The 22,744-nt window shown below is 72.5% G+C and carries 21 protein-coding genes and 1 pseudogene; 15 read left to right on the forward strand and 7 right to left on the reverse strand.

The window, feature by feature from the left end; genetic code table 11:
- Positions 1-341 (reverse strand): annotated as a pseudogene (locus tag JWP64_RS22660) (hypothetical protein); the annotation flags it as partial.
- Positions 342-693: 352 nt separating this feature from the next.
- Between JWP64_RS22660 and ahcY the strand changes: the two are divergent.
- From ahcY to secA, 9 genes are all read left to right on the forward strand, one after another.
- Complete coding sequence (ahcY, locus tag JWP64_RS22665) at positions 694-2,205, forward strand: adenosylhomocysteinase (protein ID WP_297500562.1); 1,512 nt, start codon at positions 694-696, stop codon at positions 2,203-2,205.
- A 75-nt stretch (positions 2,206-2,280) separates the two neighbouring features.
- Positions 2,281-2,769: an NUDIX hydrolase gene (locus JWP64_RS22670; protein WP_297500565.1), complete on the forward strand. Its 489-nt coding sequence runs from the start codon at positions 2,281-2,283 to the stop codon at positions 2,767-2,769.
- A 19-nt stretch (positions 2,770-2,788) separates the two neighbouring features.
- Positions 2,789-3,430: a dTMP kinase gene (locus tag JWP64_RS22675; protein ID WP_297500568.1), complete on the forward strand. Its 642-nt coding sequence runs from the start codon at positions 2,789-2,791 to the stop codon at positions 3,428-3,430.
- A gap of 116 nt (positions 3,431-3,546) precedes the next feature.
- The gene (mtrA, locus tag JWP64_RS22680) at positions 3,547-4,224 is read left to right on the forward strand and encodes an MtrAB system response regulator MtrA (RefSeq protein ID WP_297500571.1); all 678 of its coding nucleotides are present in this window, start codon (positions 3,547-3,549) and stop codon (positions 4,222-4,224) included.
- Between the two features lie 127 nt (positions 4,225-4,351).
- A complete protein-coding gene (mtrB, locus tag JWP64_RS22685) occupies positions 4,352-6,019 on the forward strand; it encodes an MtrAB system histidine kinase MtrB (RefSeq protein ID WP_297500672.1) in 1,668 nt (555 codons plus the stop codon).
- Positions 6,016-7,755, forward strand: coding sequence for an LpqB family beta-propeller domain-containing protein (locus JWP64_RS22690; protein ID WP_297500574.1), 1,740 nt, complete (start codon positions 6,016-6,018; stop codon positions 7,753-7,755). Before mtrB ends, JWP64_RS22690 begins: the two co-directional genes overlap by 4 nt.
- Before the next feature lie 95 nt (positions 7,756-7,850).
- Positions 7,851-8,519, forward strand: a complete 669-nt coding sequence (locus JWP64_RS22695) for a hypothetical protein (protein ID WP_297500576.1) — start codon at positions 7,851-7,853, stop codon at positions 8,517-8,519.
- A 257-nt stretch (positions 8,520-8,776) separates the two neighbouring features.
- Complete coding sequence (raiA, locus tag JWP64_RS22700; protein ID WP_297500579.1) at positions 8,777-9,445, forward strand: ribosome-associated translation inhibitor RaiA; 669 nt, start codon at positions 8,777-8,779, stop codon at positions 9,443-9,445.
- A gap of 207 nt (positions 9,446-9,652) precedes the next feature.
- Entirely contained in the window at positions 9,653-12,628 is a 2,976-nt protein-coding gene (secA, locus tag JWP64_RS22705) for a preprotein translocase subunit SecA (protein ID WP_297500582.1), read from the forward strand.
- Between the two features lie 78 nt (positions 12,629-12,706).
- Here secA and JWP64_RS22710 read toward each other — a convergent pair whose 3' ends face one another.
- Entirely contained in the window at positions 12,707-13,288 is a 582-nt protein-coding gene (locus JWP64_RS22710) for an Rv3235 family protein (protein WP_297500585.1), read from the reverse strand.
- A 95-nt stretch (positions 13,289-13,383) separates the two neighbouring features.
- On the opposite strand from JWP64_RS22710, the gene JWP64_RS22715 reads away from it, so the two are divergent.
- Positions 13,384-13,839: a MarR family transcriptional regulator gene (locus tag JWP64_RS22715; protein ID WP_297500588.1), complete on the forward strand. Its 456-nt coding sequence runs from the start codon at positions 13,384-13,386 to the stop codon at positions 13,837-13,839.
- A complete protein-coding gene (locus JWP64_RS22720) occupies positions 13,832-14,251 on the forward strand; it encodes an HAD-IA family hydrolase (RefSeq protein WP_297500591.1) in 420 nt (139 codons plus the stop codon). The genes JWP64_RS22715 and JWP64_RS22720 overlap by 8 nt, the downstream gene beginning before the upstream one ends.
- A 53-nt stretch (positions 14,252-14,304) precedes the next feature.
- On the opposite strand, the gene JWP64_RS22725 is transcribed toward JWP64_RS22720, so the two are convergent.
- The 3 genes from JWP64_RS22725 to JWP64_RS22735 all read right to left on the reverse strand — a co-directional run bounded on the left by JWP64_RS22725 (position 14,305) and on the right by JWP64_RS22735 (position 16,646).
- Complete coding sequence (locus JWP64_RS22725; protein WP_297500594.1) at positions 14,305-14,523, reverse strand: antitoxin; 219 nt, start codon at positions 14,521-14,523, stop codon at positions 14,305-14,307.
- Positions 14,524-14,567: 44 nt separating this feature from the next.
- Positions 14,568-15,788, reverse strand: coding sequence for an alpha-hydroxy acid oxidase (locus JWP64_RS22730; protein WP_297500597.1), 1,221 nt, complete (start codon positions 15,786-15,788; stop codon positions 14,568-14,570).
- A 63-nt stretch (positions 15,789-15,851) separates the two neighbouring features.
- The gene (locus JWP64_RS22735; protein WP_297500600.1) at positions 15,852-16,646 is read right to left on the reverse strand and encodes an RNA methyltransferase; all 795 of its coding nucleotides are present in this window, start codon (positions 16,644-16,646) and stop codon (positions 15,852-15,854) included.
- On the opposite strand from JWP64_RS22735, the gene JWP64_RS22740 reads away from it, so the two are divergent.
- Both JWP64_RS22740 and JWP64_RS22745 read left to right on the forward strand, forming a co-directional pair.
- Positions 16,645-18,054 carry a wax ester/triacylglycerol synthase family O-acyltransferase gene (locus JWP64_RS22740; protein WP_297500602.1) on the forward strand — a complete coding sequence of 470 codons (1,410 nt, stop codon included), beginning with the start codon at positions 16,645-16,647 and terminating at the stop codon, positions 18,052-18,054. The genes JWP64_RS22735 and JWP64_RS22740 overlap by 2 nt on opposite strands.
- A gap of 17 nt (positions 18,055-18,071) precedes the next feature.
- A complete protein-coding gene (locus JWP64_RS22745) occupies positions 18,072-18,584 on the forward strand; it encodes a hypothetical protein (RefSeq protein WP_297500605.1) in 513 nt (170 codons plus the stop codon).
- 246 nt (positions 18,585-18,830) lie between these two features.
- On the opposite strand, the gene JWP64_RS22750 is transcribed toward JWP64_RS22745, so the two are convergent.
- Positions 18,831-19,637, reverse strand: a complete 807-nt coding sequence (locus JWP64_RS22750; RefSeq protein ID WP_297500608.1) for a crotonase/enoyl-CoA hydratase family protein — start codon at positions 19,635-19,637, stop codon at positions 18,831-18,833.
- 23 nt (positions 19,638-19,660) lie between these two features.
- Positions 19,661-20,437, reverse strand: a complete 777-nt coding sequence (locus tag JWP64_RS22755) for an enoyl-CoA hydratase/isomerase family protein (RefSeq protein ID WP_297500611.1) — start codon at positions 20,435-20,437, stop codon at positions 19,661-19,663.
- Positions 20,438-20,508: 71 nt separating this feature from the next.
- Here JWP64_RS22755 and JWP64_RS22760 point away from each other — a divergent pair, with 71 nt between their 5' ends.
- The gene (locus tag JWP64_RS22760) at positions 20,509-21,762 is read left to right on the forward strand and encodes an acyl-CoA dehydrogenase family protein (protein ID WP_297500614.1); all 1,254 of its coding nucleotides are present in this window, start codon (positions 20,509-20,511) and stop codon (positions 21,760-21,762) included.
- Entirely contained in the window at positions 21,762-22,685 is a 924-nt protein-coding gene (locus tag JWP64_RS22765; protein ID WP_297500617.1) for a cyclase family protein, read from the forward strand. The genes JWP64_RS22760 and JWP64_RS22765 overlap by 1 nt, the downstream gene beginning before the upstream one ends.
- Positions 22,686-22,744: the final 59 nt, after the last annotated feature.

Genomic DNA, 22,744 nt, shown 5'->3' on the forward strand with positions numbered 1-22,744 from the left:
AGCAGCGGCACGTCCGGCGCGCCGGTGTCCGGCGCGCCGGTGTCCGGGGCGCCGACCGGAACCCGGGAGACCTGGCCGTCGGCGGGGACGGCGACGGACCGGCTCGGCCGGGGCCCGGCGGTGGGCCCGGTCGTCGCGGTGTCCTGCACGGCCGACGGCTCCGGGCTCCGCGTCTCCCGCGCGGAGACCGGCACGGAGGTCGGGGCGGGATACGCCGACACCGTCGGGGGGACGGGCTGCTCGGCCGCCACGGCCTGGCCCGGGCCGAGGAGGACCAGCGCCCCCGCCGTCGCGATCCCGCCGAGGAGTCGGCCCGCCGGTCCTGCGTACCTGGATGTCATGTCGTTCCCGTTCCGTCGCCACCGATGTCGCCGGTGTGACGCGACGGGGCGCACCCCGCGTTGCAGGGGGAGCTGTGTCGACGGACACGGCGCTCCGGCTGCCGGAGCAGTGTCACGTTGACAGGCCGCGCCGTCCCCACGATCCTGGATGCTGCACATCGCCGGGTCCGAGAGGCGCTGCAGCGGATCTTCGTCCGCCACGCTCGGTTCCCAGGCCGTCCGACTTGAAGGGCGCCTCCCTCGAACGACGAGAGGAGGCACCCGTGTCACCTTCCACTTCCACCTCCGACGGACCCGGCGTGCCGTGTGCACGTCGGATCCGGTACTTCAGCCGAGGAGGCTTCTCCACCCCATGACCGCCACTCCCGACACCGTCACCGACCCGACCGGCAAGCTGCAGGTCCGCAACGGGATCGACTTCGCCGTCGCCGACCTGGGGCTGCACGAGTTCGGCCGCAAGGAGATCCGGCTCGCCGAGCACGAGATGCCCGGCCTGATGGAGCTGCGCCGCGAGTACGCGGACGCGCGCCCGCTGCACGGCGCCCGGGTCGCCGGTTCGCTGCACATGACCGTGCAGACCGCGGTCCTGATCGAGACCCTGGTGTCGCTCGGCGCGGACGTCCGCTGGGTGTCCTGCAACATCTTCTCCACCCAGGACCACGCGGCCGCGGCGATCGTCGTGGGCCCGAACGGGACCCCCGAGGAGCCCAAGGGCGTCCCGGTGTTCGCCTGGAAGGGCGAGACGCTCGACGAGTACTGGTGGGCCACCGAGCGGCTGTTCGACTTCACCGACGAGAACGGCGAGCTCGTCGGCCCGAACATGATCCTGGACGACGGCGGGGACGCGACCCTGCTCGTCCACAAGGGCGTCGAGTTCGAGAAGACCGGCGTCGTCCCGAGCGTCGAGGACGACGACCTCACGGTCTCCGACGAGTACCGGATCATCCTCGACACGCTGCGCCGCTCGCTGGCCGGCCACCCGCAGAAGTGGACCACGGTCGCGTCGGACATCCGCGGCGTCACCGAGGAGACCACCACCGGCGTGCACCGGCTCTACCAGCTGGCCGAGCAGGGCCTGCTGCTGTTCCCGGCGATCAACGTCAACGACTCGGTCACCAAGAGCAAGTTCGACAACAAGTACGGCATCCGGCACTCGCTGATCGACGGCATCAACCGCGCGACGGACGTGCTGATCGGCGGCAAGGTCGCGGTCGTCGCGGGCTACGGCGACGTGGGCAAGGGCTCGGCCGAGGCGCTGCAGGGCCAGGGCGCGCGCGTCATCGTCGCCGAGGTCGACCCGATCTGTGCCCTGCAGGCGCTGCTCGAGGGCTTCCAGGTCGCGCGCATCGAGGACGTGATCGACAAGGCCGACCTCGTCATCACGACGACCGGCAACAAGGACATCATCAGCACCGACCTGATGCAGAAGATGAAGCACCAGGCGATCCTCGGCAACGTCGGCCACTTCGACAACGAGATCGACATGGCCGGCCTGGGCCGCATCCCCGGCATCAACCGGGTCAACATCAAGCCTCAGGTCGACGAGTGGGTGTTCCCGGACGGGCACACGGTCATCGTGCTCTCCGAGGGCCGGCTGATGAACCTCGGCAACGCGACCGGCCACCCGTCGTTCGTGATGAGCAACAGCTTCTCCAACCAGGTGATCGCGCAGGTCGAGCTGTTCACCAAGCACGAGGAGTACAACAAGGACGTCTACCGGCTGCCGAAGCACCTGGACGAGAAGGTCGCGAAGATCCACGTCGAGGCGCTCGGCGGGGAGCTGACCAAGCTCACCAAGGAGCAGGCGGAGTACATCGGGGTGGACGTCGAGGGCCCGTTCAAGCCCGAGCACTACCGCTACTGATCCCTCGGATCCCCGGGGCGGGTGATGGTCGCGAGAGCGGCCGCCACCCGCTCTTTCCGTATTAGGCTCGGCTGTGTGACCGTCGCGCCGCAGCCCCTCGGATCCAGCGGCGACGGCTGGGCCTTCTGCGCGCTGGGGCACAAGCACTGGGGCGTCTACGGGGCCGCGGGACTGTTGGTCCGCCACCACGCCCCGGACGGCCGCGAGTTCGTCCTGCTCCAGCACCGCGCGTTGTGGAGCCACCACGGCGGCACCTGGGGGATCCCGGGCGGCGCCCGACACTCGGAGGAGACGCCGGAGGTCGCCGCCCGCCGCGAGGTCGCCGAGGAGTCGTACCTGGACACCGCCCCGATGCACGTGACCGGCCGTTTCGTCGACGACCACGGCGGCTGGAGCTACACCACCGTCGTGGTCCGGGTGGACGAGGCACCGCCGGTGGCCATCCGCGGCAGCGAGAGCGTCGAGTTCGCGTGGTTCCCGGCGGACCTGATCGGCACCGACGAGGGCCCGCTGCTGCACCCCGGTTTCGCGGACACCTGGGCGCGGGTCCGCGACATCGGCTGACCGGCTACCGTCGCCCCCCGTGGGCCGGTTGATCGTGATCGAGGGACTCGACGGCGCGGGCAAGGCGACGCTGACGGCGTCGCTCGTCGCCGCGCTGCAGGCGCGTGGCGCCCGGGTGGACACGCTCGCCTTCCCCCGCTATGGCGCCGACGTGCACGCGGAGCTCGCCCGCGACGCCCTCTACGGCCGGCTCGGGGATCTCGGCGCCTCGGTGCACGGGATGGCCGTGCTCTTCGCCCTGGACCGGCGGGACGCCGCTTCCGACCTGCGGAAACAGCTCGCCGAGCACGATGTCGTCCTCGTGGACCGCTACGTCGCCTCGAACGCCGCGTACAACGCGGCCCGCCTGCACCAGGACGTCGACGGCGAGGTGGTCGGCTGGGTGCGCGAGCTGGAGATCGAGCGCTTCGGGATCCCCGTCCCGGACCACCAGCTGCTGCTCGGGGTGCCGCGCGAGGTCGCCGCGGAGCGGGCCCGCCGGCGCGCGGGCACGGACCCGGGCCGGGAGCGGGACGCCTACGAGTCCGACGACGCGCTGCAGGAACGCACCGACGCCGTCTACCGTGCGCTCGCGGCGGCGTCCTGGCTCAGCCCGTGGACGGTGCTGGACGGGACCAGGGACGCGGATCCGGCGGCGCTGGCCGCTCGGCTCGCGAGGTAGACGATCTCCGCCGCACGAGGTGTCCGAGCCGGACGGGTGTGCCTGCAGAACGGGACGGAGCGGTCGAGACGGCAGGCCCGGGACGGACCGTCGGTGGCGAATGGGATGCTGCGCACATGAAGTCGCGCGTTCTGGTGGTCGACGACGACCCGGCCCTGGCCGAGATGCTGACCATCGTCCTGCGGGGAGAGGGCTTCGACACGGCCGTCGTCGGGGACGGCACCCGTGCGCTGCCGGCCGTGCGGGACATGCGCCCGGACGTCGTGCTGCTCGACCTGATGCTCCCCGGCATGAACGGTATCGACGTGTGCCGGGCGATCCGGGCCGAGTCCGGCGTCCCGATCATCATGCTCACCGCGAAGAGCGACACGGTCGACATCGTGCTGGGCCTGGAGTCCGGTGCGGACGACTACGTGGTCAAGCCGTTCAAGCCCAAGGAGCTCGTCGCGCGCATCCGGGCCCGGGTCCGGCGCACCGAGACCGAGCCGGCCGTGCAGCTCTCGATCGGCGACGTCACCATCGACGTGCCCGCCCACCAGGTCACCCGGGACGGCCGGCACATCGCGCTCACCCCGCTGGAGTTCGACCTGCTGGTCGCGCTGGCCCGCAAACCGCGCCAGGTGTTCACCCGCGAGGTCCTGCTCGAGCAGGTGTGGGGCTACCGGCACGCGGCGGACACCCGGCTGGTGAACGTGCACGTGCAGCGGCTGCGGTCGAAGGTCGAGAAGGACCCGGAGCACCCCGAGGTGGTGCTGACCGTGCGCGGCGTGGGTTACAAGGCCGGGCCCCCGTGATCCGGCCGGTGAGACCGCGGCGATGACGAGAGTCCTCGCCCTGCTGGCCCGCCTCCCGTTCGCTCCCGCCGTGGGGCGGGCGCTGGGGCGGGCCGCGGTGCTGTTCAGCGACGTCCGCGCGGCGTTCATGGCGGCCTGGCGCCGGTCGTTGCAGCTGCGCATCGTGGTCAGCACGCTCGCCCTGTCGACGGCGGTGGTACTGGTCCTCGGCCTCGTCCTGCAGACCCAGATCGCGGACCGGCTGCTGCAGGCCAAGTTCGACGCCGCGGTGGCCCAGGCCGAGTCCGCCCGCGCCGTCCTGGAGCGGGACCTGTCCGGCGTGGACCCGGACCGCGAGGGCGCCCAGGGCACGCTGAACAACGCGCTGGACCGGCTCAGCAACTTCGCGGCCGCGGACAGCGGCGGCACCCCGACCGCGGGGGAGTTCCGCGCCGTCCTCACCACGGGCACCGGCGCGGGCCCGGAGATCTCCACGGGGTCCCTCGCCGACGTCTCGTCCGAGCAGCGCCAGCTCGTCGCCACCGGGGCCCTGACCTCGAAGTACACGACGGTCGACGGCACCCCGAACCAGATCGTCGGGCAGCCGGTCCGCACCGCCGGCCGCGATCTGCAGCTCTACCTGCTCTTCCCGCTCGACGCCGAGCAACGCACGCTCGGGCTGGTGCAGAGCACGCTGATCGTCGGCGGGCTCGTGCTGATCCTGCTGCTCGTCGGCATCGCCAGCCTGGTCACCCGGCAGGTCGTCCGACCGGTCAGGCAGGCCGCGGAGGTGGCCGAGCGCTTCGCCGAGGGTCATCTGGACGAACGCATGCCGGTACACGGGGACGACGAGGTGGCCCGGCTCGGCGAGTCCTACAACGAGATGGCCACCAGCATCCAGACGCAGATCAGCCAGCTCGAGGAGTTCGGTGCCCTGCAGCGCCGGTTCACCTCGGACGTCAGCCACGAGCTCCGCACCCCGCTCACCACGGTCCGGATGGCGGCGGACGTCCTCTACGCGTCCCGGGACGACCTCCTCCCGGCGCTGCGCCGCAGCTCGGAGCTACTGGTCACGGAGCTGGACCGGTTCGAGGCGCTGCTCGGGGACCTGCTGGAGATCAGCCGCCTGGACGCCGGGGTCGCCGAGCTGGGCGCCGAGCGGATGGACATGCAGCACGTGGTGTCGCGGGCGGTCGAGGCCGTGCGCGGGCTCGCCGAGGAGAGCGGGACCCCGCTGGTGCTGGACCTCCCGGCGGAGACCGACGCGGAGGTCGATCCGCGGCGGGTCGAGCGGATCGTCCGCAACCTCGTCGCGAACGCGATCGACCACGGCGAGGGACGCCCGGTCGAGGTGACCCTGCGGGGCGACGACCGCGCGGTCGCCGTCGTGGTGCGGGACCACGGCGTCGGGCTGCGGCCCGGCGAGGCCAACCTGGTGTTCAACCGGTTCTGGCGGGCGGAGCTGTCCCGGGCCCGGCGCAGCGGCGGCAGCGGCCTGGGCCTCTCGATCAGCCTGGAGGACGCACGGCTGCACGGCGGGTGGCTGCAGGCATGGGGCGAGACGGGCGAGGGCTCGGCGTTCCGGCTCACCCTTCCGCGCACCGTCGGCGACCTGCTGGAGAGCAGCCCGCTGGCCCTGCAGCCGGACGGGGACGCGGAGGTCCCGGTGCATCCCGCGTCCGTGCCGACCCCGCCGCTCGGCACGCCGCGGATCGACTGGCCCCCACCTGCGGGGCCCGGCGGGGACGACGCCGCCGACGGGGTGCGCACCGTCCCGGCCGAACCCGCCGTGCTGGACCAGGGGAGCGAGCGGTGAGGCCGCGTTCCCGGCTCGCCGCCGTGGTGTGCCTGGTGCTGGCGCTGCTCGTCGCCGCGGGCTGTGCCAGCGTGCCGGACGAGTCCACCGTGCAGGTCCTGCGCAAGGTCACCGACGGCGACGCCCCCGGGCTGCCTGCCGGCCCCGCGGCCGGCAGCAACCCCCTCGACCTCGTCCGTGGCTACGTCTACGCCTCCGGGAGCACCGTGGACCGGCACGGTGCGGCGCGGCGCTTCCTCACCCCGGCCGCGGCCGGCGCCTGGAACGACGGCGTCTCACTGACGATCCTCGACGAGCAGTTCGACACGGTCTACCCGCCCACCCCCACCTCGAAGGACCCGGACGTCGCCACCGTGCGGATCCGCGGCAGCAGGGTGGGCACGGTGACCGCCGCCGGCGCGTTCGAGCCGGCCGAGTCCCCCGTCGAGACGGACGTGACGGTGGTCCGGCAGGAAGGCCAGTGGCGGATCGACCGGCTGCCGGACGGCGTCGTCGTCCGGCTCTCGGACTTCCGGGCGAACACCCGCTCGCTGAAGGCCTACTTCGTCGACCCGGTGCGCCGGGTGACGGTCGCGGACCTGCGGTACCTGCCGGCCGTCCCGGCGCAGGCGCTGCCGTCGCGTGCGGTGGACATGCTGCTCGCCGGCCCGTCGGCGGCCCTGCAGGGCGCTGCCGAGAGCGCGATCCCGCGCGGGGCCCGGCTGCGCAGCAACGTCGGCGAGACGCCCGACGGCGCCGTCATCGTGGACTTCACGCAGCTCGGCGACCTGGACGAACAGACCCGGCGGCTGCTCGCCGCGCAGCTGGTGCTCACCCTCGCCGAGATCAACGTGCCCCGGGTGCGGCTGCTCGTCGACGGCGCCCCGCTGCTCGACGGGGGCGCGGACCTGACCCGGGAGAACGTCGTCGCGATGGTCGGCGAGGTGCAGCCGAGCGCGGACGTCGCGGGCTTCGTGGTCTCCGGCGGCCGGGTCCGGAACCTGACCGGACCGCAGGCCGGCGTCCCCCTCGCCGGGCAGGCGGGCAACGGCGCCTACGACGTCACGCAGGCCGCCGTGACCCCGGACGGCCGGCGGATCGCCGCGGTCGCCCGCGACGGGGACCGGCAGCGGCTGCTGCTCGGCCCCACCGACGGGGAGCTGCAGTCCGTGCAGCTCTCCGCCCCCACGCTGACCCGTCCCACCTGGACGCCCACCGGCGGCGAGGTGTGGACGGTGCTGGGGAACACCGTGGTCGCCCGGGTCGTCGTCGACGAGAACGGCAGCGTGCGGACCGGGCAGGTGAACACCGCGGACCTCGCGGCATCCGGGCCGATCCAGGACCTGCGGCTCTCCCGGGACGGGCTGCGGGTCGCGGCGGTCGTCGGCGGGCGGCTGGTCACGGCGGCGGTGGAGCGGACCTCGGACGGAGAGGTCGCGATCCGCAACGTCCGTCGGCTGCGCGCCAGCGACCTGGGTGACGTCGTGTCCGTCGACTGGCGGGCGGCGGAGTCACTGATCGTGGTCGGCACGCGGGCGGCCCGGCCCGTCTCCCTGGTGTCCTCGGACGGGCTGACGCTGCAGTTCGTGCCGTCGAGCAACCTCACGCCGCCGCTGCACGCGGTGGCCGCGGCGTCCAGCCGGGCGCTCCTGGTGGCGGACCAGGGCGGGGTCTGGAGCTACGACGGCGGCGAGCTGAACACCTGGCGCCAGGTCGTCGGCGGGGTGCCGGACGCCGTGCCGCTCTACCCGGGCTGACCGGCGCCGCCGGTGGGGAACCGGCCTGTGGACAACCGGGCCCGCCCGGAACGCGGAACCGCGCTGTCGTCGGGGCGGCGCGCGAGAGTGCTCGCATGACACGTTCCCTCGCCGCCGGCCTGCTCGATCTCGTCCTGCCCACCTCGTGCGGGGGCTGCGGGGAACCCGGGACACCGTGGTGCGAGCGCTGTGCCGCCCAGCTACCCGCGTCCTATCCGCTCCGCATCCCCGGATCGCCGCAGGTCCGCGCCGTGGGCCGGTACCGCGGGCCGCTGCGGGCCGCGCTGCTCGGCTACAAGGAACGCGGCCGGCGGGACCTCGGGCCGGCGCTCGCGGCGCTGCTTGCCGAGGCCGCCGCGGAGCTGCCGGGACCGCTCGTGCTCGTCCCCGCGCCGTCCCGTCCGGCCGCGGCGCGGGCCCGGGGCGGGGACCACGTCCTGCGGCTGTGCCGGGCGCTCGCCCGCGCGCCGCTGCAGACCGGGGCCGTCACCGTGGCGCCGGTGCTCCGAGCCGCACGAGGAACCCGGGACTCGGTCGGGCTGGACGCGGCGGGGCGGGCGGCGAACCTCGCGGGGAGCCTGCGGACGGTGGCCCGCAGGCCGCCGCCGGGAACCCCGGTGGTGCTCGTCGACGACGTCGTGACGACCGGGGCGACGCTGCGCGCGTGCACCGCGGAACTCACCCGTTCGGCCCTACGGATCACGGCGGCGCTGGTGCTCTGCGACGCCACGGGCGGCGCGGCCGGGATCGTTGCCGTTTCGTGACAACCCATCCAAAATACCTGGTCCAGGGCGTGCGGGGAACCTCGTTCGGCGAATTCCTCCAACCTGATGTCACTCACCGCTCGGGCCTGTTGCCGAACCGTGATGCGCACTACCGTCCCTCCAATCAGTTACCCACGCCACAACGGAGGGGAAACGCCGATCGACCGTTCCGGAGCCGCGGGAACCGATCCGACAGCCCCCGCGACGTCCGGGACTGCGACCCGACGCCGATGAGCACGGAGAGCGAGGGAAGTCGAGTGGAGATCGTTGTCACCGGCCGGAACGTGGAGGTCCCGGAGCATTTCCGGATCCATGTCGAGGAGAAGATCGGCCGCCTGGAGCGTTACGATCACAAGATCGTCGGTATGGAGGTCGAACTCTTCCACGAGCCGAACCGCCGGCAGAGCAAGAACTGCCAGCGGGTGGAGATCACGGGCAGAGGATGCGGGCCGGTCGCCCGCGCGGAAGCCTGTGCGCAGGACTTCTACGGAGCGCTCGACTGCGCCATCTCGAAGCTCGAGAGCAGGCTCCGACGCTCGCACGACCGCCGCCGGGTCACCGGCCGCCGGACGCGGATCACGGTCGGCCGGGACGCACCCGCCGCCGTCGCGCTGCTCGAGCAGATGCCCGGAACCGACCGCCGCGAGGACCTGGTGGAGGACGACCGCGCGACCTACGACTACGACATCCCCTCACCGCGCGACCACGGCGACCATCTCGCCGAGGACCGCGACCCCGCCAGGCCCGGGCAGATCGTCCGGCGCAAGACCCACCCGTCCGACCCGATCAGCATCGACGAGGCGCTCTCACGCATGGAACTCGTGGGGCATGACTTCTACCTCTTCTCCGACGCCGAGTGCGGCACCCCGTCCGTCGTGTACCGACGCAAGGGCTACGACTACGGGGTGATCCGGCTGGGCGGCTGATCGCACCGCTCACCGCAGGAGACACCACCCTCACCGGCGGCTCGGACCTCACGCAGGTGCGGGCCGCCGAGTGCGTGGGGACCACTACCCGCGGGGCTCTACCATGGAGAGGAGCGGGCGTCGTCCCACGGCGCCGCCGCCGATCGGCGGGCCCTCGCGGGTCCGCTTTGATCGGCACCTGACCGCGATGGTGAATGAGGTCGACCAGTGCCGCTGTTGAACCGACTGCTCCGTGCCGGGGAGACGAAGCTGGTGAAGCGGCTGGGCAGGATCGCCGCCCACATCGACGAGCTGGAACCGGACGTCGAGTCGCTCACCGACGACGAGCTGCGCGCGAGGACGGACGAGTTCAAGAAGCGCCACTCCGACGGCGAGTCCCTCGACGAGCTGCTCCCGGAGGCGTTCGCCGTCGTCCGCGAGGCGGCCCGCCGCACCCTGGGCCAGCGCCCGTTCACCGTGCAGCTGATGGGTGGCGCCGCGCTGCACCTCGGCAACGTCGCGGAGATGAAGACCGGTGAGGGCAAGACGCTCACCTCGGTGCTCCCGTGCTATCTCAACGCGATCTCCGGCAAGGGCGTCCACGTCGTCACGACGAACGACTACCTGGCCAAGCGCGACTCCGAGAACATGGGCCGCATCCACCGCTTCCTCGGCCTCACGGTCGGGGTCATCCTGTCCGAGATGGCGCCCGCGCAGCGGCGCGAGCAGTACGCCGCGGACATCACCTACGGCACGAACAACGAGTTCGGCTTCGACTACCTGCGCGACAACATGGCGTGGAACGCCGCGGACATGGTCCAGCGCGGCCACAACTTCGCGATCGTCGACGAGGCGGACTCGATCCTCATCGACGAGGCCCGCACCCCGCTGATCATCTCCGGTCCGGCCGAGCAGAGCGCGCGCTGGTACCAGGAGTTCGCGCGGATGGCGCCGATGCTCAGGAAGGACGTCCACTACGAGGTCGACGAGCGCAAGCGGACCGTCGGCGTCAGCGAGGACGGCGTCACCTTCGTCGAGGACCAGCTCGGCATCGACAACCTCTACGAGGCCGCGAACACCCCGCTCGTCGGCTACCTGAACAACGCCCTCAAGGCGAAGGAACTGTTCAAGAAGGACAAGGACTACATCGTCCGGGACGGCAGCGTCCTGATCGTCGACGAGTTCACCGGCCGCGTGCTGGCCGGGCGCCGCTACAACGAGGGCATGCACCAGGCCATCGAGGCCAAGGAGGAGGTGGAGGTCCAGGCGGAGAACCAGACGCTGGCCACCATCACCCTGCAGAACTTCTTCCGGCTCTACGACAAGCTCTCCGGGATGACCGGTACCGCCCAGACCGAGGCGGCCGAGCTGCACCAGATCTACAAGATGCACGTGGTGCCGATCCCCACCAACCGCGAGATGGTCCGTGCCGACCAGCCGGACCTGATCTACAAGTCCGAGCCGGCGAAGTTCGAGGCGGTCGCGGACGACATCGCCGAGAAGCACGCGAACGGCCAGCCCGTGCTCGTCGGTACGACGAGCGTGGAGAAGTCCGAGTACCTGGCGAAGCTGCTGCTGAATCGCGGTGTGCCGCACGAGGTGCTGAACGCGAAGCACCACGAGCGCGAGGCCGCGATCATCGCGCAGGCGGGTCACGCGGGCTCCGTCACCGTCGCCACGAACATGGCCGGCCGCGGTACGGACATCATGCTCGGCGGCAACCCGGACTTCCTCGCCGATCTCGAGCTGCGCAGCCGCGGGCTGGACCCGGTGGAGCACCGCGAGGAGTACGAGGCGGCGTGGGACGGCGCCGTCGCGAAGATGAAGCAGCAGGTCGAGGCGGAGGCGCAGGAGGTCCGCGAGGCCGGCGGCCTCTACGTCCTCGGCACCGAGCGGCACGAGTCCCGCCGCATCGACAACCAGCTCCGCGGTCGCGCGGGCCGGCAGGGAGACCCGGGCGAGTCCCGCTTCTACCTCTCCCTCGGCGACGAGCTGATGCGCCGGTTCAACGGCGCGGTGGTCGAGTCGATCATGAACCGGTTCAACCTGCCGGAGGACGTGCCGATCGAGGCGAAGATGGTCACCCGGGCCATCCGCAGCGCGCAGACGCAGGTCGAGCAGCAGAACTTCGAGATCCGCAAGAACGTCCTCAAGTACGACGAGGTGCTCAACCAGCAGCGCCTCGTCATCTACACCGAACGCCGCCGTGTGCTCGACGGGGAGGACGTCCAGGACCAGGTCCGGAACATGCTCCGCGACGTCGTCACCGCCTACGTCACGGGGGCGACGGCCGAGGGCTACGCCGAGGACTGGGACCTGGACAAGCTCTGGACCGCGGTCGGGCAGCTCTTCCCGCTCCAGATCCGCTGGCAGGACCTCGCGGACGGGGATCCGGCCGACGGCGGCCTGGACGACCTCACCCGCGAGTCCCTGACCGAGGCGATCCTGGCCGACGCCGAGCGGGCCTACGCCGCCCGCGAGGCCGAGATGGACACCCTGATCGGTACCCAGGGCGGGATGCGCGAGCTCGAGCGGCAGGTCCTGCTGCAGGTCATGGACCGCAAGTGGCGCGAGCACCTCTACGAGATGGACTACCTCAAGGAGGGCATCGGGCTGCGCGCGATGGCCCAGCGGGACCCGCTGATCGAGTACCAGCGCGAAGGCTTCGACATGTTCTCCGCGATGCTCGAGGGCATCAAGGAGGAGACGGTCGGGCACCTGTTCAACGTGCAGGTCCAGGTCGCCGAGCCCGCCGCCCCCGAGCCGCAGCCGGCCGACCGGGTCGCGCAGGCGCAGGCGGCGCTCTCCGCGATGGCGGCCCAGCAGCAGCCCGCCCAGCAGCCTGCGCCGGTCCGGAACGCGGCGTCCGCGCAGCGGCAGACCTCGGTTCCGGCCGACGCGACCACGCCGATCGGCCACGTCCCCGCGGCCGCCCAGGCGAACGGATCCCCGGCCGACGGCGCGGACGACGACACGCCCACCTCGGTCCTGCCGGCCGCCTTCCGTGGCCAGGCGCCACAGAACCTGCAGTACAGCGGGCCGGACGAGGACGGCGGCGAGTCCGTGCGCCGCGGCGAGAACGGCGGCGGCAACGGCGGCCGTCCGCAGACCGGTGCGCCGCGCCGCGCAGGCGGTCAGGGCGGCACCACCAACCGTGCGGACCGGCGCCGGCAGGAGCGGGCCGCGCGAAAGCAGAACGGCTGACCTCGCGCAGGCGGTCGCCGCCCTCCGGGCCCGGTGATCGCCTGCTGCGCAGGCCGTCACAGCCGTCTGTTCAGGCTGTCAGAGGACCCGCAGGGCGGTGCACGTCCACTCGCCTGGCAGCGGCCCGCCCAGCTCGAGGCGGGCCGCGATCACCCGGACCCGCCCGCCGAGGCTGCACACCGCCGTCACCTCGGCGGAGTCCCGGGCGGGCAGCGAGACGTGCACGCTGGTCAGTCTGGCGGTCGGGCGCCGGGCGTGTGGCGCCAGGATCGCCGCCGTCACGTAGCGGAGCACCCGCGGTCCGACGAGCCCGTGCAGCTGACGCACGGGCCGTCGCCCGTCGACGACCTCCACCACGAGCCGCATCGTCGTCCCCGCCCGCCGCCGGGCGGAGAGCTCCCGCTCGGTCGCCCTCCGCTCGGTGGCCACCGCGAAGGTGGACGGGGCCGGTGGAGCGGGTGCGGCCCCGGGCCAGGCGGTCCCGCGGTCGGTCCGGGGCGGGACGACGTCCTCGGGCTCGGGTTCGTAGCGCACGCGCCGCAGGCGTGGCCGGGCCGCGCAGCGCTGTTCGGCGCAGCGCTGTTCGGGTACCGCCGGTGCGGTCGTCGGCGTGGCGGGTCCAGGGGGCGTGTCCGTGGGGGCGGTGAGGACCGTCGTCATGCGCCGAGGATCCGGCCCCGCCGCGGGACCCGCGGGAGCTTCGGACGCTACGGCGCCGGATGATATGTCGCCGTACGGATCTGTACGGTCTTCGCGTGGCCTCCCCGCACTTCGAGTCCCGGCCGGAGCACATGCCGCTGCCCGCGCTCCTGGCCCGCACCGGCGCCGCGGTCGGCCGCTTCCGGCACGGCGTCACCGCCGGGCACGGCCTCACGACGACCTCGCTCGCCGGCCTCGGCGTGCTCGCGCACGCCGGCGGCCTCTCCCACCGGGAGCTCGCGGCGGAGCTGGGCGTCACCCCCGCCACGCTGACCCCGGTCGTCGACACGCTCGAGCGGGAGGGCTCGCTCCGGCGCGAGCGGGACCCGGCGGACCGACGGGTCGTCCGGCTGCGGATCACCGACGCCGGGCGGCGCCGGCTCGCGACCGCGCACGAGCAGGTCGAGGTGGTGTACCGGGAACGGCTGCCGCACCTGACCGCCGAGGAGGAGGCCGTCGTCCGGCGCTACCTGCTCGCGGTGCTCGACGCGGTCGACGAGGACGGTGCATGAGCCCGGCGAGCTGGGTAGCGTCGCCGGGGTGGCGGACCTGCGGGGGCTGATCCTGGACTACGGCGGCGTGCTCACCGACGGCGAGGACATGGCGGACGTGCCGCGCCGGGCCCGCGCCGCGGGGCTGCGCCTGGCGCTGGTCTCGGACGCCCACGCGATCCCGGACGAGCTGCGGGAGGCGTTCGACGTCGTCGTCCTCGGTGCGACGGTCGGCGCCCGGAAACCCGATCCCGAGGTGTTCCGGCGCACCGCAGAGCTCCTCGGCCTGGAGCCGGGCGAGTGCGTGGTGGTCGACGACGTGCCGGTCAACGTGCGCGGTGCGGCGGCGTCCGGGGCCGTGGGCGTCCTGCACTCCGCACCGGAGGTCACCTTGTGCGAGCTCGGGGTCCTGCTGGACCTGCCCCCGGCATGACGACGGCGCCGCCCCGAGCCGGGGCGGCGCCGTCGAACGTCAGGGGAGGAGGGTCACGCCGGGGGCTGCTCGCCCTCGGGCGCGGGGGCCTCACCGCGCGCGCCGGTGGTGTCGCCCTCACCGGTGCGCTGCTGGAGGAAGTCGACGCCCTTGTCCACGTGCTCGCCGTGGCCGTACTTCTCCGTCGCCATGTCCCCGACCTTGTCGAGACCCTGGTCGACCTTGTCGTCGTGCTGACCCAGCATTTCCTTGGCCTTGTCCATGAATCCCATGCGCCCCACCATGGCCCTGCGCCGGACCGCGCGCACGTCGGGCCTCACCCGATCGGGCGTATCCGCGCGTGTTCTGCCCGAAGATCGTCAACATGGGTGATTCCGAGGAGCTGCAGGGTCCGGACGATCTCCCCGGTGAGGATGTCGACCGCCTTGCGCACCCCCTGCTGTCCGCCCGCCATCAGCCCGTAGAGGTACGCGCGCCCCACCAGTGCGGCGTTCGCGCCCATCGCGATCGCCGCGACGACGTCCGCGCCGTGCATGATCCCGGTGTCCACGAAGACCTCCGCGCGGCCGCCGACGGCCTGCACGGTGGGCGGGAGCAGCTCCAGGGGCACGGGTGCCCGGTCCAGCTGGCGGCCGCCGTGGTTGGAGAGCAGCACCGCGTCCGCGCCCTCGTCGACGACGCGGCGCGCGTCGTCGACGTTCTGGATGCCCTTGATCACGAGCTTGCCGGGCCAGGCGCTCCGGAGCCACACCACGTCGTCCATCGTCAGCGCCGGGTCGAACACCCGGTTGATGAGGTCCGCGACGGTGCCCTCCGTGGACTCCAGGCTGGCGAAGCTGAGCGGGGAGGTGGTGAGCAGGTCGAACCACCAGCGCGGGTGCAGCGCCCCGTCGACGAAGGTCCGGAGCGTGAGCGCGGGCGGGACGGTGAGCCCGTTGTGCACGTCCCGGCGCCGGTTGCCGCCGACGGGGGTGTCCACCGTCAGCATCAACGTGTCGTAGCCGGCGGCCTCCGCCCGCTGCACGAGGTCCTTGGCGAAGCTGCGGTCCCGCCAGAGGTAGAGCTGGAACCACTTACGGGCGCCCGGCGCGGCGGCGGCGACGTCCTCGATCGTCGTCGTGCCCATCGTGGAGAGCGTGTACGGGATGCCGACCTGCTCGGCGACGGACGCGACCGCGGGCTCTCCCTCGCTGCCCATCATCCGGGTGAACCCGGTGGGGGCGAACGCGAACGGCAGGGCGGAGCGCTGCCCGAGGATCTCCCGCGAGGTGTCGACGGCGGAGACGTCCCGCAGCACGCTCGGGCTGAACTCGACGCGCGACCAGGCGTCCCGGGCCCGGCTCAGGCTCAGCTCGCCGTCCGCGGCGCCGTCGGTGTAGTCGAAGACGGCCCGGGGCGTCCGCCGCCGCGCGATATCCCGCAGGTCCGCGATGGAGGCGGCGCGGGCCAACCGGCGCTCGGTGGCGTCGCGGACGAAGGGCGCGGGCCGCAGCAGGGGCTTCAGCTCGCTGAACCGGGGAATCCGACGCTGCACCATGGCTCGACCGTAGTCGCCACCGAGCCGTCGTCCACCCGCCGGTCGTGCACAGAGCAGGGCCGGTCAGCGGCGGCGGAGCAGCTCGTACGACGCGACGGCGGCGGCGCTGGCCACGTTCAGCGACTCGACTCCCCCGAACATCGGGATCGACAGCACCCCGTCGAGCTCCTTGCGCACCGGCTCGGACAGCCCGTCGGTCTCGTTGCCCAGCACCAGGGCCACCCGGCCGGGGAGCTCGGCGTCGAGCAGGGACGCCCCTCCGGCGTCGAGGCCGAAGACGCGGAAACCCGCCTCCCGCAGCGCCACGCAGCCCTCCTCGGCGGTGCCCGAGCGCAGCACGGGCGCGGAGAACGCGACCCCCGCGGACGCCTTGATGACCAGCGGGTCGATCGCGGGGACGCCGCGCCGGGGGAGCAGCACGCCGTCGAGCCCGGCGGCGGTGGCCGAGCGCAGCACCATCCCGACGTTCGACGGGTTCGTGACCCGGTCCAGGACCAGCACGGACGCCCCGCGACGCGAACCGAGGTCCCGCAGGAACGACGCGACCGTGGTCATCCGGGGCGCGACGACGTCCGCGAGCACGCCCTGGTCGTGCCGGCCGTTCCCCGCCAGCACCTTCACCCGGTGCGCGCTCGCCCGCTGCACCTCCACGCCCCGTCGCCGGGCCGCCGCGGTGATCTCCTTGACCGGCTCGCCGCGCGCGGTGTCCGCGAGGATCACCTTGTCCACGGTCAGGGTGTCGTCCGCCAGCGCCTCGAGGACCGGCTTGCGGCCGTAGACGGTGATGAACCGGTCCTTCGGTGAGGAAGCTTCGGTCACGCGGGCAAGGGTCGCACGCGGCGATAGGATCATCGTCATGCCGCCCCGGCTCTCCGCGCTCGACGCCTCCTTCCTGTACCTGGAGCAGGCGACCACGCCCATGCACGTCGGCGGGGTGGCGATCTTCCGCCGGCCGAAGAACGGCCTGGACTACGACCGGCTGGTGGAGCTCGTCGAGCAGCGCATCTCGCTGGTCCCGCGGTACCGGCAGAAGGTCCGGCACGTCCCCGGCAACCTCGCGCGCCCGGTCTGGATCGACGACACCGAGTTCGACGTGGCCTACCACGTCCGCCGCTCGGCCCTGCCGCGTCCGGGCAGCGACGCGCAGCTCACCGAGCTCGTCGCGCGGCTGATGTCCCGCCCGCTGGACCACACCCGCCCGCTGTGGGAGATGTACCTGGTCGAGGGGTTGGTGAAGGGGCGCATCGCCGTCGTCACGAAGACCCACCAGGCGATGGTCGACGGGATCTCCGCGATCGACATCAGCCAGGTCATCCTCGACGTGTCGCCCGATCCGCGGCCGGCCACCGAGGAGGTGTGGATGCCGCGGCCCGAACCCAGCGACGGGCAGCTGATCGCCGAGGCCATCGGGGACGCGGTGGCGCGGCCGAGCGAGATCGCGGACAACGTCCGGGCCGCCACCGGGGACGCCCTCGCCACGGTGGACAAGGTCGTCGGGATGGCGGGGAAGTTCCTGACGATGGCGCGCACCGCCACCCGGCCGACGCCACGCACCCCGCTCAACGTGAACATCTCCACCCAGCGCCGGTTCGCGATGGCCCGCACCGAGCTCGAGTCCTACCGGCGGATCCGGGCCGCGCACGGCTGCAGCGTCAACGACGTCGTGCTCAGCGTGGTGGCCGGCGCCCTGCGGAACTGGCTGCTCTCCCGCGGCGAGCCGGTGACGTCGTCGGCCTCGGTGCGCGCGATGGTGCCGCTGTCCGTGCGCGGCGAGGCGGACGTGCCCAGCTCGGCGGCGTCGGGCTCGCTCGGCAACCGCGTGTCGTCGTATCTCGTGGACCTGCCCGTCGGCGAGCCGAGCCCGGTCGTGCGGCTGCACCACGTCACGCACGCGATGCGCGAACACACGTCGAACGGCCGGAACGTCGGCGCGGACACCCTCGTGCGGATCGGCGGTTTCGCCCCGCCGACGCTGCACGCGCTGGGGGCGCGGGCGGCCAGCGGGATCTCCAAGCGGTTCTTCAACCTCGTCGTGACGAATGTTCCGGGTCCCCAGTTCCCCCTCTACGCCGCCGGAGCGCGCATGCTGGAGATGTTCCCCGTCGTTCCGCTCGCCAAGGGACAGGCTCTCGCGATCGGGCTGACGAGCTACGACGGCGGGGTGTACTACGGGTTCAACGGCGATCGCGACGCGATGCCCGACGTCGACGTCCTCGCGGGGCTCGTCGACGAGTCGCTGGACGAACTGCTGGCCTCGAGCCGGTGAAGAAGGTGAGCTGACGCATGCGGATCTATCTTCCCGGGACATGGCCGATGCTGCGCAAGCTGGTCAAGTCCGGAAGGTTCGAACCCATGGGCGGCACGGGTTTCGCCCTGACCCCACGGCTGCGGGAGGCCTACACGGCCGGGGACGAGGAGGAGCTTGAGTACGCCGCGATGAACGAGGCGGCCCGGGCTTCGCTCCGGCTGCTCGCCGTCGAGTTCGGGTTGGGCGAGGACTCCACGCCCGCCAGACGCGTGGTGGTGGCGGCGGACATGGACGACGTCACCCTGCGCCCCGACCTCGACGACGCGGCGGTCCGGATCTCCGGACCCGTCCCGATGGACCGGATCGCCTCGATCCACGTCGACTCCGAGGAGGCGGAGCACGCCGTCCGGGAGGCGGCTGCGGTGGTGGACAAGGCGGACCTGGGCGACCTGGACGCGGAGTTCCTGGTCGGCGAGGCGGAGGACCAGGAGCTCGCCTGGTACGCCCCGGCCGAGATCTCGTTCCTGGTGGACCTCGGCGACCTCTGACCGCCCGGATCCTCCCGCGAGCTCCACGCCGTACCCCCGCGAGTCGCGGTATTTCCGTCACCGAGTCGGGGAATTTCTGCGTCTCCGCGCCCGGATCCACCGCGACTCGGTGACGGAAATACCCCGACTCGCGGGAATGTGGGCGGGTGCACGGGGAGCTGGAGGCGGCGGCGTGGCTCCTGGCCGTCGCGCCGCCGCCTCCCGAGCGCTACGCCGTCCTGCCCCGGGAACGCCTCTCCGCCGTGCTCACACGTCCTTGAAGGCCGGCGCCCGCTTCTCGAACGACGCCGTCACGGCCTCCACCTGGTTCGGGCTCCCGATCAGCGCGCCGATCTCCGTTTGCTCCGCGGCGAAGCCGGTCTCCAGGTCCACCCGGCCCGCCATGTCCAGCAGGCGCTTCGCGGCCCGGACGGCGTGCGGGTTCCGCGCGGCGATCGAGCGGGCGAGCGCGAGGCCGGCCTTGCGGGGCTCCGGGTCCAGCTTCGTCGCCAGCCCGATCGCGACGGCCTCCTCGCCGCGCACCTTGCGCGCGCTGAGCGTCAGCTCCTTCGCGACGTCCCGGCCCACCAGCTCCGGGAGCAGCTGCGAGCCCGTCATGTCCGGGACCAGCCCCCACGCCACCTCGAACACCGAGAGCGTCGCGTCCGGCGACACGATCCGGATGTCCGCGCCGAGCGCGATCTGCAGCCCGCCGCCGAGCGCGTTGCCCGTGACGGCCGCGATCACCGGGACCTCGAGCTCGGCCCAGACGTACGCGGCGCGCTGCCCGGTCGCCTTCGCCGGCCCGTTGCCGGGCGGGACGGCCGCGCTCGCGGAGAGCCGCTCGCCGTCCCGCATCGCCTGGAACGAGCCGAAGTCCAGGCCGGCGCAGAAGTCCGGGCCCTCGCCGGACAGCACGACGACCCGCACCGACGGATCCTTCTTCAGCGTCTCCCCGGCCTCGACGATCCCGGCGAACATGGCCGGGTCCAGCGCGTTGCGCTTCTCCGCCCGGTTGAGCCGGACGTCCGCGACGCCGTCGGTGATCTCGATCAGCACGCGCTGCTCGGTCATGGTGTCCTCTCCGATTCGAATGATCAACGGCCGGTGAACCGGGCCGGCCGCTTCTCCAGGAACGACGCGATCCCCTCGGCGTGATCCGCCGAGGCGAAGCATTCGGCCATGGTGGTCCGGGTCGCGTCGACGTGCCGGCCGAGATCCAGGCCCGCGCCGTCGAGCAGCAGCCGTTTGGTCCTGACCAGCGCGAACGGCGACGCGGTGGCGATCCTTGCGGCGAACGCGGCCGCTGCGGCCGGGAGCTCGTCCGGCTCGTGGACACTCGCCGCGAAGCCGAGCGAGAGCGCCTCGTCCGCATCCAGGTCGTCGCCGGTGTAGAGCAGCCTCGACGCCGCCGCGACGCCGATCTGGCGGGGCAGCAGCCACGTCCCCGCCCCGGTGTCCGAGACCAGCCCGCGATGCACGAAGTTCCACCGGAACCGCGCGCGGGAGGACACGAGCCGGACGTCCGCCTGGGTCGCGAACTCGGCGCCCATCCCGATGGCCATCCCGTCGACGGCGCAGACCACCGGTTTGGGGCAGCCCATGAGCAGCGGGACCCCGCCGCCCCCGTCCCCGTTCGCCCGCCCGCGGTCGTCCGGGTCGCGTGCGGCGAGGTCCGCCAGGTCGATGCCCGCGCAGAAGCTCCCGGGCACGCCGGTGACCAGCAGGACGACCACGTCCGGATCGTTGCCGGCCCGGGCGACGGCGGCGGTGAACTCGTCGAGCATCGCGTAGGTCATGGCGCCGCGTTTCTCGGGCCGGTCGATCGTCAGGGTCGCGACGTGGTCGCGTACCTCGTAGCGGATCTCGCGCATCTTCGACCTGAACCCTTCCCCTGCGGCCGGTGACGATGCCATCCTAGCTGAACGATCGTTTAGGAGGACTTGTGGATTTCGAACTCCCGGTGGAGCTGTCCCAGAAGCTCGCGGATCTCGACGCGTTCATCGAGCGCGAGATCGCGCCGCTGCAGGCTCAGGACGACAACGAGCGCTTCTTCGACCACCGCCGGGAGTGGGCGCGGACCGATTTCGAGGCCGGCGGCACGCCCCGGCCGGAGTGGGAGGAGCTGCTCCGGGAGATGCGCCGCCGCGCGGATGCCGCGGGGTGGCTGCGGTACGCGCTGCCCAAGGAGGTCGGCGGGCAGGACGGCACGAACTTCGACATGGCGGTCATCCGCGAGCATCTGGCGCACAAGGGCCTCGGGCTGTTCAACGACCTGCAGAACGAGTCGTCGGTGGTCGGGAACTTCCCCTTCGCGCACATGCTCCTGGCCTTCGCCACGCAGGAGCAGAAGGAGGAATACCTGGAGCCGATGCTGACCGGGAAGGCGCGGATCGGCTTCGGGCTGAGCGAGCCGGACCACGGGTCGGACGCGACGTGGATGGAGACCCGGGCGGTCCGCGACGGCGACGACTGGATCCTCAACGGTGCCAAGCGCTGGAACTCCGGGATGCACTCGGCGACGCACGACGTGGTGTTCGCCCGCACCAGCGGTGACGACGGGGCGGCGCGGGGCATCACCGCGTTCTTCGTCCCGACCGACAGCCCCGGCTTCTCGGTGGACTTCCACTGGTGGACGCTGAACATGCCGACCGACCACGCCGAGGTCACGATCTCCGACGTGCGGGTGCCGAACTCGGCGATCTTCGGCGAGGAGGGCATGGGGCTCGCCGTCGCCCAGACCTTCGTGCACGAGAACCGCATCCGCCAGGCCGCCTCCGGGGTCGGGGCCGGGCAGTACTGCATCGACCGGGCCGTGGAGTACGCCCGGAACCGGGTGACGTTCGGGGCGCCGCTGGCGACGCGGCAGGCGATCCAGTTCCCGCTGGTGGAGCTGCACACCGAGGCGGAGATGCTGCGCGGGCTGGTCCGCAAGACCGCCTGGGAGCTCGACCGGGTGTCGCACATGGAGATCAGCGACAAGGTCTCGATGTGCAACTACCGGGCCAACCGGTTCGTCTGCGAGGCCGCGGACCGGGCGATGCAGGTGCACGGCGGGCTGGGCTACTCCCGGCACACGCCGTTCGAGCACATCTACCGCCACCACCGCCGCTACCGGATCACCGAGGGCTCCGAGGAGATCCAGATGCGGAAGGTGGCCGGCTACCTCTTCGGCTTCGCCGGCCCGCGCAAGCGCTGATGCGGGACTTCAGGGAGATCGGGAAGCGGCTGTCCAACTGGGGCCGCTGGGACGTCGACGGGGTGAAGGACGAGCGGGGCACCACGAACCTGCTCACTCCGGACCGCATCGCGGCGGCCGCCCGACTGGTGCGCGACGGGAAGATCTTCGATCTCGGCATCCCGTTCGGCAAGGGCGGTCCGCAGCCCGGCGGCGGCCGCATCAACCCCGTGCTGATGCTGTCCGAGACGGGGGAGGACCAGGACTTCCCCGGCGCCTTCCACTACGCGGACGACTACGTGTTCATGCCGTTGCAGAGCGCGTCGCAGTGGGACGGGCTCGCGCACGTCTTCTACGACGACCACCTCTACAACGGCTTCCCCGCCTCGTCGGTGACCCCGCACGGGACCCTGGCCAACTCGATCGAGAAGCAGGCCAAGGGGATCGCGGGCCGGGGCGTCCTGGTCGACGTCGCCCGGTACCGCGGCGTGGACTGGCTGCCCCTCGGCGAGGTCATCACCCCCGACGATCTCGACGGGGCACTGGCGGCGCAGGGCGTCGAGCTGGCCGGCGGGGACATCCTCGCGGTCCGGACGGGCTGGCGCCGGAAGTTCTTGAACGACAACGACCCCGCGGGCTTCATGGCGGGCGAGCCGGGCCTCGGGATCGACTGCTGCGAGTGGCTGCACTCCCACGACGTGGCGGCGGTCTGCTCGGACAACTGGGCGATCGAGGTGCTGCCCGGCGAGATCGAGGGCGAGCGGATGCCCGTGCACATGGTGCTCATCCGGGACATGGGGATGACGCTCGGCGAGATCCTGGACTTCGAGGAGCTCGCCGCGGACTGCGCGGCGGACGGCCGGTACGACTTCTTCCTCACCGCGCCGCCCATCAAGTTCCGCCGTGCCCTGGGCTCGCCGATCAACCCGCTGGCCATCAAGTGAGCCGTGAGGGGAGGCGCGGGGCCGCCTCGGTACCCTTGCCGTTCTCCGTGGTCACGGAG

The sequence above is a fragment of the Pseudonocardia sp. genome, assembly GCF_025465255.1.
GTDB lineage: Bacteria > Actinomycetota > Actinomycetes > Mycobacteriales > Pseudonocardiaceae > Pseudonocardia.

Coding starts and splice junctions, on each gene's coding strand:
- JWP64_RS22750 (WP_297500608.1), bottom strand. CDS start 19,637: ATGACCGAGCAGCGCGTGCTGATCGAGATCACCGACGGCGTCGCGGAC.
- JWP64_RS22740 (WP_297500602.1), top strand. CDS start 16,645: ATGCCGCCCCGGCTCTCCGCGCTCGACGCCTCCTTCCTGTACCTGGAG.
- JWP64_RS22755 (WP_297500611.1), bottom strand. CDS start 20,437: ATGCGCGAGATCCGCTACGAGGTACGCGACCACGTCGCGACCCTGACG.
- JWP64_RS22710 (WP_297500585.1), bottom strand. CDS start 13,288: ATGACGACGGTCCTCACCGCCCCCACGGACACGCCCCCTGGACCCGCC.
- JWP64_RS22695 (WP_297500576.1), top strand. CDS start 7,851: ATGACACGTTCCCTCGCCGCCGGCCTGCTCGATCTCGTCCTGCCCACC.
- mtrA (WP_297500571.1), top strand. CDS start 3,547: ATGAAGTCGCGCGTTCTGGTGGTCGACGACGACCCGGCCCTGGCCGAG.
- JWP64_RS22725 (WP_297500594.1), bottom strand. CDS start 14,523: ATGGGATTCATGGACAAGGCCAAGGAAATGCTGGGTCAGCACGACGAC.
- JWP64_RS22730 (WP_297500597.1), bottom strand. CDS start 15,788: ATGGTGCAGCGTCGGATTCCCCGGTTCAGCGAGCTGAAGCCCCTGCTG.
- JWP64_RS22735 (WP_297500600.1), bottom strand. CDS start 16,646: ATGACGATGATCCTATCGCCGCGTGCGACCCTTGCCCGCGTGACCGAA.
- mtrB (WP_297500672.1), top strand. CDS start 4,352: ATGGCGGCCTGGCGCCGGTCGTTGCAGCTGCGCATCGTGGTCAGCACG.
- JWP64_RS22745 (WP_297500605.1), top strand. CDS start 18,072: ATGCGGATCTATCTTCCCGGGACATGGCCGATGCTGCGCAAGCTGGTC.
- JWP64_RS22765 (WP_297500617.1), top strand. CDS start 21,762: ATGCGGGACTTCAGGGAGATCGGGAAGCGGCTGTCCAACTGGGGCCGC.
- ahcY (WP_297500562.1), top strand. CDS start 694: ATGACCGCCACTCCCGACACCGTCACCGACCCGACCGGCAAGCTGCAG.